The organism is Stieleria sp. (assembly GCF_041595215.1).
GTDB classification, from domain to species: Bacteria; Planctomycetota; Planctomycetia; order Pirellulales; family Pirellulaceae; genus Stieleria; species Stieleria magnilauensis.
The window spans coordinates 1-13,559 of sequence record NZ_JBFHKV010000093.1 but is presented as its reverse complement, the minus strand read 5'-3'; the positions used below and the strand labels follow the sequence as shown (position 1 = coordinate 13,559).

9 protein-coding genes are annotated in these 13,559 nt (G+C 59.0%); 3 read left to right on the top strand and 6 right to left on the bottom strand.

The annotated features are described in order from the left end of the window. Positions 1 to 1,791, top strand: a 1,791-nt coding sequence (locus ABX749_RS05935) for a peroxidase family protein (protein WP_372895165.1), incomplete at its 5' end; no start/stop codon positions are given. 162 nt (positions 1,792 to 1,953) lie between these two features. Here ABX749_RS05935 and ABX749_RS05930 read toward each other — a convergent pair. The 4 genes from ABX749_RS05930 to ABX749_RS05915 form a co-directional block, all read right to left on the bottom strand. Continuing rightward, positions 1,954 to 2,244: a hypothetical protein gene (locus ABX749_RS05930; RefSeq protein ID WP_372895164.1), complete on the bottom strand. Its 291-nt coding sequence runs from the start codon at positions 2,242 to 2,244 to the stop codon at positions 1,954 to 1,956. Between the two features lie 179 nt (positions 2,245 to 2,423). Then, the gene (locus ABX749_RS05925) at positions 2,424 to 3,635 is read right to left on the bottom strand and encodes a type II secretion system F family protein (RefSeq protein ID WP_372895163.1); all 1,212 of its coding nucleotides are present in this window, start codon (positions 3,633 to 3,635) and stop codon (positions 2,424 to 2,426) included. A gap of 4 nt (positions 3,636 to 3,639) precedes the next feature. Beyond that, entirely contained in the window at positions 3,640 to 5,334 is a 1,695-nt protein-coding gene (locus tag ABX749_RS05920; protein WP_372895167.1) for a GspE/PulE family protein, read from the bottom strand. A gap of 136 nt (positions 5,335 to 5,470) precedes the next feature. Further along, complete coding sequence (locus tag ABX749_RS05915) at positions 5,471 to 8,560, bottom strand: secretin N-terminal domain-containing protein (RefSeq protein WP_372895162.1); 3,090 nt, start codon at positions 8,558 to 8,560, stop codon at positions 5,471 to 5,473. Positions 8,561 to 9,097: 537 nt separating this feature from the next. On the opposite strand from ABX749_RS05915, the gene map reads away from it, so the two are divergent. Further along, positions 9,098 to 9,895 carry a type I methionyl aminopeptidase gene (gene map / locus ABX749_RS05910; RefSeq protein ID WP_095737959.1) on the top strand — a complete coding sequence of 266 codons (798 nt, stop codon included), beginning with the start codon at positions 9,098 to 9,100 and terminating at the stop codon, positions 9,893 to 9,895. Positions 9,896 to 10,009: 114 nt separating this feature from the next. After that, positions 10,010 to 10,837 (top strand): ThuA domain-containing protein, encoded by an 828-nt coding sequence (locus ABX749_RS05905; protein ID WP_372895166.1) that lies wholly within the window; start codon positions 10,010 to 10,012, stop codon positions 10,835 to 10,837. 62 nt (positions 10,838 to 10,899) lie between these two features. On the opposite strand, the gene egtD is transcribed toward ABX749_RS05905, so the two are convergent. Together egtD and egtB are read right to left on the bottom strand one after the other, a co-directional pair. Beyond that, a complete protein-coding gene (gene egtD, locus ABX749_RS05900) occupies positions 10,900 to 11,871 on the bottom strand; it encodes an L-histidine N(alpha)-methyltransferase (RefSeq protein ID WP_372895161.1) in 972 nt (323 codons plus the stop codon). Between the two features lie 51 nt (positions 11,872 to 11,922). Then, the gene (gene egtB / locus ABX749_RS05895) at positions 11,923 to 13,290 is read right to left on the bottom strand and encodes an ergothioneine biosynthesis protein EgtB (RefSeq protein ID WP_372895160.1); all 1,368 of its coding nucleotides are present in this window, start codon (positions 13,288 to 13,290) and stop codon (positions 11,923 to 11,925) included. Between the last annotated feature and the right edge of the window lie 269 nt (positions 13,291 to 13,559).

Here is a 13,559-nt window from a genome sequence, read left to right as displayed (position 1 = left end):
GAAGTCCGCTCGATCGACGGCACCGGAAACAACCTCGAAAATCCAGACTTGGGGAGCACCGGTGAAGCGTTGCTGCGGATCGCCGAGGCGGACTATGAAGACGGCATCTCCACGCCCGCCGGGGCCGACCGGCCGAGCGCCCTTGAGATCAGCAACACGCTGTCGGCTGTCGAAGGTGACGGGACCAAGAATGAGCGTGGGTTGTCCGCATTCCTGTACGTTTGGGGTCAGTTCATCGATCACGACATCGACTTGACGGAAACGCAAACCGATGGCGAACTGTTTGCCATCGAAGTCCCGACCGGTGATCCGCTGTTTGATCCGACAGGCAGTGGCGAAGTGATCATTCCGTTGACGAGATCGGAATTCGACCCGGAAACCGGAACCTCGGTCGACAACCCGCGTCAACAGATCAGTTCGATCACCGCCTTTATCGATGGATCCCAAGTTTACGGTAGCGATCAGCAGACCGCCGATCGACTGCGGACGTTTGAAGGGGGAATGCTGGTGATTGAAGACGACGGATTGCTGCCGATCGGTGAAGACGGCGGCGTGATCGCCGGTGACATTCGCGCCAGCGAGAACATCTCGCTGACCGCGATCCAGACGCTGTTCGTTCGCGAGCACAATCGTTTGGCCGAGCAGATCGCTGCGACCGACGATTCGCTGACCGACGAAGAGATTTACCAACGCGCCCGGGCGATCGTGATCGCTGAGATTCAATCGATCACTTACAACGAATTCCTACCGGCATTGCTGGGGAACAACGCTCTCACACCGTACGAAGGCTACGATTCGTCGGTGGACCCGACGATCGCGACTGAGTTTTCCACCGCAGCGTTTCGGTTCGGACACAGCACGCTGAACGACGACATTGAATTCTTTGACAACGATGGTCGCGAGGTTCACGAAGAGGTCGAACTGAAAGACGCGTTCTTCAACCCGACGCTGCTGGAAGAAACCGGCATCGACGCGATCCTCAAGTACGACGCTTCCTCGCAATCGCAAGAAATCGATTTGGAAGTCGTCGATAGCTTGAGAAACTTTCTGTTCGGGGCACCTGGGGCCGGCGGGTTTGATCTGGTGGCGTTGAACATTCAACGCGGCCGCGATCACGGATTGAATGATTACAACACGACGCGACAGGCCTACGGTCTGGACGCCGTGGAATCGTTTGCCGACATCACCAGCGATGTCGAGCTGCAGGAAAAACTGGAATCGTTGTACGGTGATGTCGACAACATCGACTTATGGGTCGGGCTGATGGCTGAAGATCACTTGCGCGGAGCGTCCGTCGGTGAGCTGACGTCCACGATCATCGCAGATCAATTTCAGCGTTTGCGTGACGGCGACAGGTTCTACTACGAAAACGTCTTCGATGGACTGGAGCTGCGTGCGATTGAACAGACCTCGCTCGCCGACGTGATCGAGCGGAATACAACGGTCGAGGGGCTGCAGGAAAACGTGTTCTTCATGCTTGCCGAAGTTCGCGGCCAAGTCACCGTCGACACCACCGTTAGCGACCGTTTGGCTCGTTCCTCCCAACGAGGCGACGGTTTCGATCGGGGACGCTCGGCTGCCGTGGAAGGGGCGACGGTGGAGTTACTCAACGACAGTGGTGAAGTGATCGACACCACCGTGACCGACAGTCGTGGCAATTATCGTTTCCGATCCTTTTCAGAAACCGGCGACTACCAAGTCCGATTGGCCGACAGCGGTGAAGTCGTGGACGTGTTGATCTCCAACGGAAGCACGCGGCTGAAAGGGATCGATTTCGAGTTGCCGGTGTAAAGCGGTCGCGGTCGCGGTAGGTCAGGCTGTGCCTGACGGCCCATTGGCATGCACAGCATGCCCTACGCTGCTGACGGGCTGTTGGCATGCACAGCATGCCCTACCCAACCCCTTGGCATGCACAGCATGCCCGACGCAGCTAACGCGTGTGGTGACGGAGCACTACGACTGCGATTCTTCGGGCCGGTTGATCACCCAGTGGGACAGTTTGGGCGCCAGCGGGGCTCGCTTGCCCGGCTTGGGGCGGTGAATCGAGCGGATCTCACCTCGCGTTTCGCAAGCGGGCGCTTTGGTCTGAGGTTCGGCAGGCCCTTGGCGGCGGTCGACGCGTGTCTCCGACTCGCAGTAACTGTTCAAAGGTTCATCTTCGATCCGAGGTGCGAACCGGATGCACACGAGCACGACGCCCGTACAGACGACTGAAACGATCAGCCAGATGATTAAGAGATTCATATCCGCACCGCCCACAGTTGGTACGCCGAACTTGCCCGCTCGTTGCCCTTTCTACGTCAGAAGAGAACCAAATGTTCCAATGAAAGATTGACGTAGCGAGAACACAACAGTTCTGACTGGAACATGGTCTTTCGGTTCAATCGGCTCGATCGGGTGAATCGTTCGAGCAAATCTTACAACTACAGACTTGTGCTGCTCTTGAGGACCGGCACAAGCAGTGCAAGCACAACAGCCAGAACCAAAAATGCCATGACCAGCAACATCATTGGTTCGAGTAATCGTACAAAGAGGTCTAGTCTGCGGAAAGTTCGCTTCTCCAGTGAGTCGGCGATTTCCGGAAGAACTTTCTCAAGGGAGTTGCTTTCCTCCCCCACGCTGATCATTTCCACCACCGATGGGGGAAAATACCCAGAGGCCCGCAGCGGTGTCGCCAGGGATTCACCGCCGCGGATGTTTTCGGTCGCATCGGCGATCGATTGGCTGAGCAAGCGATTGGCGGCGGCCGAGCGACTGATCTCAAGCGACTTCAAGATCGGCACGCCGTTTCCCAGCAGGGTGCCCAGGACGCGACAGAATCGCGCGACGGCCAGATTCATCAGGATGTTGCCGAGCACTGGAATCCGCAGCTTGAGCTTGTCCATCATCTGCTTGCCGGCTTCGGTTGCCAATTGAACTTTGATCACCACGATCAAGGCGATGGCCAAGATGACGAGCACCCAGCCGTATTGTTGCAGCACCGTGCTGAAGCTGAGCAGCGATTCGGTGTACCAGGGCATCTCGTCCTTTTGCCGCAAGCGATCAAACATCGCATCAAACTTGGGGACGAAGAACACCAGCAGCCCGCTGATGACGAGGGAGCCGACGGAAAACAGGAACACGGGATACGCCAAGGCGCTGATGGTTCGGCCCTTCAGATCCTCCTGCAGTTCGGTGAACGTGCTGACACGCTCCAGGGCGTCTTCCAGGAAACCGCCTTCGGTCCCGGCGCGGACCATGTTGATCGCCATGTCGGAGAACACGTTGGGAAACCGTGCCATCGCGTTGCCGATCGGTTCGCCGTCTTCGACCCGCGCCTTGATTTCTTTGACGATATCGCCCAACACCCGGTCAGTCGCTTGTTCGCCGAGGACGGTCAGCGAGCGCATCATCGGCACACCGCTGCGGAGCAGCGAGGCCAGCTGGCCATAAAAGGTCGCCATCGTCTGGCCTTTGACACGTTTCCGCTGGCCAAACAGGGAGCGGCCGGACGTGTTTTGGGCGGCGGCGACCTTGGACGGAAAGAGGGACTTTTCGCTCAGCAGCAAGGCGACTTCGCGTTCATTGGCGGCTTCGATCGAACCGCTCACGGTCTTGCCCGCCATGTCGCGGGCGGTGTAGGCAAACGTCGGCATGATTCTAGAGAGCCTCGCCCTTGGAAACGCGTAGCACTTCGTCGATGCTCGTCATGCCCGCGATCACTTTGTCCCAAGCGTCCATCCGCAGGGTCCGCATGCCGGCATCCACGGCCGCTTTGCGGATGACCCAACTGCTGGCCCGATCCTGGGCGAGCTGGCGGATTTCGTCATTGGTGACCAACAGTTCATAAATACCCATCCGGCCGGAATAACCCAGATTGCGACATTCGCGGCAACCTACCGGGCGATACCAAGTGAATTCGCCGGCGCGATCCCAGGGAAAATCCTGGGGCACTTCGTCCGGCGACGGCTTGTAGGCTTCTTTGCACAGCGGGCAGAGTCGACGGAGCAGTCGCTGGGCCATCACGCCTTCGACGGTCCCCGCAACCAGGAACGGTTCGACACCCATGTCGCCCAGCCGGGTGAAGGCCCCCGAGGCATCATTGGTGTGCAAGGTGCTGAAGACCAAGTGGCCGGTCAACGACGCCTGGATAGCGTTTTCGGCCGTCTCCAGGTCACGAATTTCCCCCACCAGGACGATGTCGGGGTCGTGCCGCAAGATACTTCGGAGCGACGCGGCAAAGGTGAATCCGATCTTGGAGTGGACCTGGATTTGGTTGATGCCATCGAGCTGGTATTCGACCGGGTCTTCGGTGGTGATGATCTTGGTTTCTTCGCTGCGGATCTGCAGCAGACTGCTGTAGAGCGTCGTGGTTTTACCGCTACCGGTCGGGCCGGTGACCAAGATGATGCCGTGCGGCAACTCGATCAGCTTGCTGTAGGTTTGGTAGATCTCATCGGACATCCCCAGTTTGCCGAGATCGAAGACCATCGAGGACTTGTCCAGCACCCGCATCACCAAGCCTTCGCCGTGGATCATCGGGATCACACTCAATCGAATGTCGACTTCGCGACCGTGAACCCTCAGCTTGATGCGTCCGTCTTGGGGCAGCCGTTTTTCGGCGATGTTCAGCCGTGCCATGATCTTCAAGCGACTGATGATGGCGGCTTGGAAACGGTTGATTTCCGGCGGCGTGGGTTGGCGGTGCAAAATCCCGTCGATCCGATAGCGGACCAGCAAGCCATCGGATTGGGTTTCGATGTGAATGTCGCTGGCGCGGGTCTCGATGGCTTCGAGCAGGATTTCGTTGACTAGGCGGACGACGGACGCTTCCTGAGCCATCTCGCTCAGTTCGCTGCCGTCGGTTTCCAGCTCTTCGAGCAACTCGACGTCTTCGTCGTCCGAAGCGGCCGCCATCAGGTCTTCGACGGTCTCGCTACCGACACCGAGGTGTCGCTTCATCAGTCGCGCGATCTCGCCGCGTTGGGCGACGATCGGAATGATATTTTTGCCCGTCGCCGCGCTGGCTTCATCAAGCGGGTAGAGGTCCAGCGGATCGGCGGTCGCCACGACGACCGATCCGTTTTGGAAGCGGATCGGAAACAGCGACTGGCGATAGATCAACCGCTGTGGGAAGCCTTCCAAGGCGGCCAGATCGATTTCGGTGTCGCGTAAGTCGACGAACTCCAAGCCGACTTCCTCGGCGAGCGCTTCGAGCGCTTCACGTTCACCGACGAAGCCTTTTTCGACGGCGGCTTGAACGATATCGGAGGCATTGCTGCCGTGGGTGTCTGCCAGCTGGGCGTCGCTGAGCAGTCCGCGTCGTCGAAGGATTTCGCCTGCACGCATGATCATGGAATCGGTTCCGGTGTTCTTCCAAAGAGTGATGCTTGGATTGTACTGTGTTGCGGGGGAGAACGTCGGCGCGACCGGGGAGTTTGCATCGTGGTCGATCCCCGTTGGCGCGCTAGAGACGTTTCCTTGGTCGGGGTTAACGTCCGCCACCGGGACGACCGCCGCCGCCGCCACCACCACCGGGAGCACCACCGCGTCCGCCGCCACCGAAGGGTGATCCTCCGCCGCCGCCACGGCCGCCGCCGAATCCGCCGGGGCGTCCGCCGCCGAACCGAGATCGAAACGCTTCGATCCGTTGCCGCATCGCATCAGCCGCTTCAGTGCTGCTAGTGCTATCGCCTCCGGTCCGAGCCCCCGGGGTACTGGAGGAAGTGGACCCGCTGTCTTTGGTTTCGACTTTGGCGCTGAGGATGGCTTCCAACGCTTGCACGATGGTGTTTCCGTTGAGTGTGCCGGGCAGCGTGTAAACGACGGTCTCGTCTTCATTGACGCGTCCGCCTTGATCGAGCGCCTCGACCAGCATTTGAATCTCTTCAAAATCTTTGGTCGTGGCCGTGACCACCAACGAGTTGCTTTGGACGTCGACGGCAACGGTAATTTTCGAGCGTTCGCTTTTCGCCGTCTCGGCACCGCCGCCGCGGCCGCCTCGACCGCCGCGCAGGGCGTTGATGAAATCTTCCGGCGAGGGTTGCCCGCCACGGCCTCCTCCTCCGCCGCCGCCATTGTTGCGTCCCTGATCGGCACCGGCGACCCGATCGGCGTAGATCTCCTTGACCACCTTGGCGACTTCCGCGGCGCTTTGATACAGCACGGGGATCATCCGCGGCGTCGCGGTCAACTCGATGTCTTCGGGACTTTCTTCGATATCGATTTTTTCAAGCACCATTTCGATGACTTGCAAATCCAGCTCGTTGGCTTGGATGAACAGCGCGTTGAGTCGTAGATCTGGAACGATGTTGACCGATCCGGTGGAGGTCAAAATGGACTTGGCCGAAGAGGTCTCGCCACCGCCACCGCCGGCCAATCCCATCAGTCCACCCAACATGCCGCCGCCGAGTCCGCCGGTGATCGTGTCGGTCAAACTGCCCGCCGAATCGCCGCCACCGAGAATGCTGGCGATCATTTCGGCGGCGATATCGGCCTGGATGTACTTCAACCAGTAGATCGTCGGCAGGTCACTTGACGTTCCCATCGGGCCGATCAGTTGTGACAGCAGTTCTTCTAATTCGTCCAATGCTTCGGTGTCATCCGAAGCGATCCGAATGCCATTGGGCGTCAGTTCGATCATGATGTCCGGACTGGGCGATTTGGCGACTTCGGTGGTGACGGGTTCGGACGGGTCGTTGACGCCTTGGTTGTCCGCCGGGCTGGATGCCGCCGGGGCTTGGGTGAGGTAGTAGAACCGTTGCGAATCGAAGCGGGATGCGTCGAGGTTGCTGGCAGGGTTCGACGTGGATTGCGTCGGCGGCGTGGCCGAGTTGGACGGCGCCCGCTGGATCTTGCGTTCACGGATGCCGTTGGATTCAACGGCCCCGGACGGAGACACAACCCGGATCGGATTGTCGCGTCCGGTCATTCGCCAGTAGAGTTGCAGTTGTCGCAGCGCGTCTTCGGCTTGGCGACCGTTGAGCGGCAACAGCCGGACTTTCCCGCTGAGCAAGCCTTCGCTGGTGGTGCCGTCGAGTTGTTCGAGCAGTCGTCGGATCTGTTCGATTTCGTCTTGCGAGCCGCGAACCCATAGTTTTCCGGTCGCCGGATCGCCGTCAACGATCGGACCGCTGGTGTTTTCTTCGGTCACGCCGAAGTACTTGTTGATGGTCAGCAAGGCTTGGGCGGGGTCGATGCGTTTAAGCTGAAAGACTTCGAAGTCTTCACCGCTGCCTTCCATCTTGGCGATCACTTCGGTGATCTGTTTGTGGGTGTTGGGCGTTGCGAAGGCGATGATGGCGTTGGTGGCGGGGTCGATGGCGACTCGCGTGCCCGGTTCGTCTTGCAACAGCGTTTGCAGCACTTCGAACACGGTGGCGGGGTCGGCGACACGCACAAAATGGGTTTGGAACACCGGGCGAGCCACTTCTGCCTCGGTGGCGTCACCGGAACCTTCCAGCGGTTGGTCGGCTTTGGCGATCAGGTTCTCCAGAATGCTGACCTTGGATCGCAACCCGGTGGCGTAAATTCGATCGCCGTAGAGCCCGACGGAGATGCGAATGTCGTCGTTGGAGTTTTCGTCGGCTTCTAGTCCGAGCAAGGGGCGAGCGGTTTGCAGCAATTCCTCGGCGCTGCGGTGTTGCAGTTTGATCTCGTGCACTTCCTGGTCAGACTGTTTGATGACCTCGCGGATCGCGACGAGTTTCTCCGCCCGTTCGGTCACCTTGGCTTGGCGAGCGCTGTCGAGCACGATCACCCGCCCCCAGGGCCCGACCATCTGCGGCAATTGCGTCTTGGCTTCGTCGGGCGTCATGCTGCCCAGCGGAAAGATCGCACTCACGATGTCGCTCTTGCCGCGTGATTCCAGTTCGTCCAGCGGGACCAGATCAGCCAACTCGCTGATCAGTTTGTCGGCGTTTTCGACTTCCAGGTCGATCAGGAACAGCATTCGACCGCGGCGGACCAAGGCGTAACCGCGATCGAGCAGCAATCGATTCAACAGATCCAAGGCCTCGGCAACCGTGTACATCCGCGAGCGATCGATGAAGGAGATCGAGCCCTCCGGATAGCGGTCGATCTGGAGCGACAGATCGCCTTCGGTGGCCATCCAATTCAGCACGTCTTTCCAGCTGGCGCCGGTGAAATTGAATCGCAACAACGGTTGTTGGGGGCGATCAAGTTCGTCCAACAAAATCCGTGCGGCTTCTTCCGGCGTCACGTCTTCGCCGCGGAGAGCCGGTGAAGGCTGAGTCGCGGGGGACTCGTCCGACGCCTGGTCCGACGGCGAGGCGGGGACTTGGTCTTCGCTGTCGATCTCCTCTGCCGGGGCTTCGGCCGTTTCGGCTGCTGGGGCTCCCTCGGGCGCCTGCTCTTGCGCCGAAAGCGTCGAGATCGGCAGCACGGAGGCCAACACGGCGGCGAAAAGGATCTGAAGCGACGACTTCGCCAGCCCGGACGCCTGCCGCAGCGGCAGGCGGATGCTGGTGCCGATCGGTGCGTTGCTATCGGTGCACGAGCTTGCGTTGCATGAGCTTTGGTTGCACGAGCATTCGTTGCACGATGGGAGTTGGAAATGCATTATTGCAGCGGTTTTGTCAAAAGAAGTGGATGAGATTTCGACTCAATGGGCCTGCCGACCGGCTCATTCTAATTACCCCCCATCAAATCGCCCGGCGCCAATCGCACCAGTTTTCAGAAGCGGAGATCACATGGCCGGCCCACTGATCTAACCTTCCGCATGGGCCAGGGTTTCTCGACTGATCGCGGAATTCGGTTGATTCGTGCTGTTTTCACGCCAGTTGATGGCCGCGAAGGCATGGTTTTCGCACTCTATGCCCCTCTGGGCGGGGCATGGCGATGCCCGTAATTGCCTTGGCCACGGACCTCGTGTTGCCGATCGGGTCGTAGGATCTGCCGCCGGTGGGCTTCCAAAAAATCTGAGCGAGGGGTGTTTTCGGTTCTACGAACGACACTTTCGGGTTGGTACGATACGCTCTGACGCCGGCCGGCGATCGAACACGATTCCGACAGGGCACCAGAGAACCGACGCCGGTTTGTCGCAGGAATAACCACGAGCAGATCTACCGCTGTTCGCATCGAAGGGAACATGAAAGGAATGCTGCAAAAGCAACGAAAACTGATTCTAAACGACCAGCAACGCGATGCGATGCGCCGCGCCGGACGCGTCAATGCGAGCCTGATGGACTACATCCGACCGCATATCAAGGCCGGTATCACCACGGGCAGAATCGACGAGATGATCGCACAGTGGACGCTCGACAACGGGCATACCGCGGCAACGCTGGGGTATCAGAATTTCCCGAAAAGCTGTTGCACGAGCATCAATGAAGTGATCTGCCATGGCATCCCCGGCGACGAAGAGCTCAAAGAAGGCGACATCGTCAACATCGACGTGACCACCATCGTCGACGGCTGGCACGGGGACCAAAGCGAAACGTTTTTGATCGGAGAGGTTTCCGAGGAACGCAAAGCGGTCACCCAATGCGCATTCGACTGCATGCACATGGCGATCGACGCGCTGACCCCCGGATGCACGGTTTCGAAAATCGGCGAGACGATCGTGCCCGAGGCCCACCGGCGTGGTTTCTCGGTCGTCCGCGAATACGTCGGTCACGGACTGGGCAAACAATTTCACCTGGACCCCTCGATCCCGCACTTCCCGAATCGGCAAAGCCGCATCGATCGACTGTTCCCCGGCATGTGTTTCACCGTCGAACCGATGATCAATGCCGGAACCCGCTACGCCCGTTGTGACAAGGCGGATGGATGGACGGTGCGGACCAAAGACGGTCGGCCGTCGGCCCAGTTCGAACACACGGTGATGATGACCGAGGACGGTCCCGAAATTCTGACCCAATGCAACGACGGCCCCCGCAAAGGCCATCAATTCTAACGTCGACCGCTCGCCCCGCGACGACCTCTCCTGCTCCGTCGGTTGATCCGACTCACCAAGGCTTGCACCATGAACCCGCTCCGAAGTCTCTCTGTCTGTCGTTTCGCTATCCGCATGTTCCTGTGCGGCGTCGTGCTGATCTCGTTCACCGCGTTCCAACCGGCCCACGCACAAGACAAACCGCTGAAGGTCTTGCTGGTCGCCGGCGGGTGCTGCCATGACTACGCAACCCAAACCCAGTTGCTGAAGAAAGGCATCGAGGAGCGGATCAATGCCGTGGTGACGATCGAATTTAATCCGAGCAAGACGACCAGCACCCGTTTCGAAGTCTACGAATCGGATGACTGGGCCGAAGACTACGACGTGGTCCTGCACGATGAGTGCTCCGCGTCGGTCACCGAACGCCCCTACGTCGATCGTATTTTGGCTGCCCACCGGGCCGGTGTTCCCGCGGTCAACCTGCACTGCGCGATGCACAGCTACCGCTGGGGCGATTTCCGAAACCCGGTCGAAATCGGGGCCGAGAACGCCGGTTGGTACGAGATGATCGGCGTTCAATCGACGGGCCATGGTCCGCAATCCCCGATCGATGTTCACTACACCCAGGCGGATCATCCGATCACCAAGGGGCTAAACAACTGGACGACGATCAACGAAGAGCTTTACAACAACGTCCGAGTGTTTGGGAACACCGAAGTGCTGGCGACCGGGGATCAAGTTCAATCGCCGCGAAAGAAGGATCTGAAAGACAACCCCAACGCCAAACCCAAAACGGCTCAGGCGGTCGTGGTTTGGACCAATTTGTACGGGCCCAACCAAACAAAAATCTTTAGCACCACGCTCGGCCACAACAACGAAACCGTCGGCGACGATCGCTACCTGGACCTGGTCTCCCGCGGGATCCTCTGGGCCACCGACAATCTGAAAGCAGACGCCAAGTAACGGGCAACAGTCTGTCGCCGCGCTCGCCAGAACATGGTGCGGCCGCCGACCGGCGACGGCAGCTACGCTTGCCCGCCGGTGACCACCAGATGCAGCACGGCGAACAGCCGGTCGTCGTCGGTCCAACTGCGATGCAATTCTAACCCCGCACGAGCGGCCAGCTTCGAAAAGCCTTCGATCGTGTACTTGTGCGAATACTCGGTGTGAATCAATTCGCCTGCATCGAGCTGAAACGATGTCTCCGCGATGTCGATCGTCTGCCGTTTCAACGAGCGAATGTAGATTTCGATTCGGGACGCTGCGTCGTTGTAAAACGCGACATGCTGGAACGCTTCCACGTCGATGTCGGCATCCAGTTCGTCGCGAATCCGGTGCAACAGGTTTAGATTAAACGCCGCCGTCACGCCGGCATCGTCATTGTACGCACGTTCCAAGGTTTCGACATCTTTGACCAGGTCGATCCCGATCAGCAGCCCGCCGCCATCGCCGCATCGCTCGGTGATCGATCGCAACAGTCGCTCCGCCTGGGCCGGTTCAAAGTTTCCGATCGTCGATCCGGGAAAGTAGACGGCGCAGTGCGTCGCGGGTTGCCGTGGGGTTGGGAGTGAAAACGGGCGGGTGAAATCGGCGGTCACCGGAATGACTTCCAGGTGCGGGTAATCCGCCCGCAATCGCTCGGCCACGCGCTGCAGATGCCGATGCGAAATATCGACTGGGACGTATGCGACCGGGTCGATCAGATGATCCAGCAAGATTCGTGTTTTAATACTGCTGCCGCTGCCATACTCAACCAGCATCGCTCCCGAATCGATCTGCGCGCCCATTTCAGACGCGTACCGGTCCATGATGGCTTGCTCGGTCCGGGTCAAATAGTACTCGTCGAGTTCACAGATTTCATCAAACAACGCCGACCCACGTTTGTCGTAAAAATACTTGCACGGTAAACGTTTGGGGCTGTCGGCCAGTCCCGTGATCACGTCATGCTGAAAGGTGATCAATCGAGAAGACGATTTTGATGGTGCGGTTTTTAACACGGTGCGTACCCTGGTCCATGGTCGAGTCAACAATCGGGGGACTCTGGTAGCTTAGCAACGTGCCAACCGGATGCCGGTAAATTGCCAGCGCGACTCTGGGGCGAAAAAATTGCGATAGGTCGGACGCGCATGTCCAGACGGAGTCGCGCACGAACCGCCCTTGAGCACGAAGACGTTGCACATGAATTTTCCGTTGTATTCGCCCAACGCACCCGCCGGTGCGTGGTAGCCAGGGTATGCCGAGTAGTGGCTGCTGGTCCATTCCCACACGTTGCCCATGGCGTCGGCCAATGGAGGCTGGTCTGAGTCGTCACCGTCGATGCCGCCATAGTGGGATTGCGGATTGCAGTAACTGTCCGTGCCAGACAACTTGGGGTGGATGCAGCGGCCGCTGCGGAGCAGTTCGTCACTCCAGTTGCCGCGCTGCGTTGCCGAGAACGGGTCGTCCAGCTGACAGCAGACGGCGTGTTCCCATTCCGCTTCGGTTGCCAATCGGCATCCGGCCCAGCGGGCATACGCGTCGGCTTCGAAATAACTGACATGGCAGACGGGCTGGTCGAGCCGAATTGGCTTGCGTCCGGACAACGTGAAGTGCGACCATCGCGAACCCGTTTTGGTCCAATACAACGGCGATCGCCAACCGTGCTCCTTGACCGCCGCCCATCCGAGCGACAACCACAATTCGGGCCGATCGTAGCCCCCGTCTTCCATGAACTCCAGGTACTCGCGGTTGGTCACGCAGCGATCGGCGATTTGAAAGGGTTCCAGAAAAACACGGTGTCGCGGAAGTTCGTTGTCGAAACAAAAGGAGTCGCCGTCGTGTCCGATTCGCACCACGCCGGGATCAAACTCGAGCCATGACTGACCGACCGCTGTGTCGAGATCTTCGCACGCTCCGTCGCGATAAACCGGTGCAAGCGGATTGCACGACAGCGCGTGTTTCAGATCGGTCAGCATCAATTCCTGATGCTGTTGTTCGTGATGGATTCCGATTTCCAACACCTGCCGCTCCTCGTCGGTCAGATCGTGGCCTTCCACCAGCGACCGCATCGCTTGATCGACGTGGCTGCGATAGTCGAGGGTTTCTGTCAAACCGGGACGAGAGATCAAGCCGCGTTTTCCCCGCGGGTATTGTTCACCGACACTGTTGTAATAGGAATTGAACAAATACTCGAAACGCTCATCAAACGGGCGGTAATCCCCGCTCGGTTTCAGCAAAAACGTTTCGAAGAACCACGTCGTGTGCGCCAGGTGCCAACGGATCGGGCTGGCATCGTCCATCGACTGAATCACGCAGTCTTCGGGGGACAGAGGTTCAACGATCTTTTCTGAAAATGCACGGACCTGAAAGAAACGGTCGATCAAACCATCCGCCGCGTGCGCGTTTTGGACCGCCACCGTCCCGCTGTTGGTGTCCATGCCAAGGTTCCCCCGTAATAAAATCGAAATGTCCCGTGCACTCTGTCGTCAGTGCGCACTCTGTCGTCAGTGCTTTCTATGAAATCGATTTTAAGAGACAGCGACAGCGAGCTGGGATGCCGGCGGCAAAAATGTTGAAATCAGTGAGGGGGCAGTGACGCGCCACTGGCTAACGCGGCCTGTTGATTTAATCAGCCGTTTGGCGCGAGCCTACGGGCGCCGGAGAGTAATTGACATAATGAATGCCCGTACGCTTGCGCGAAACGGCT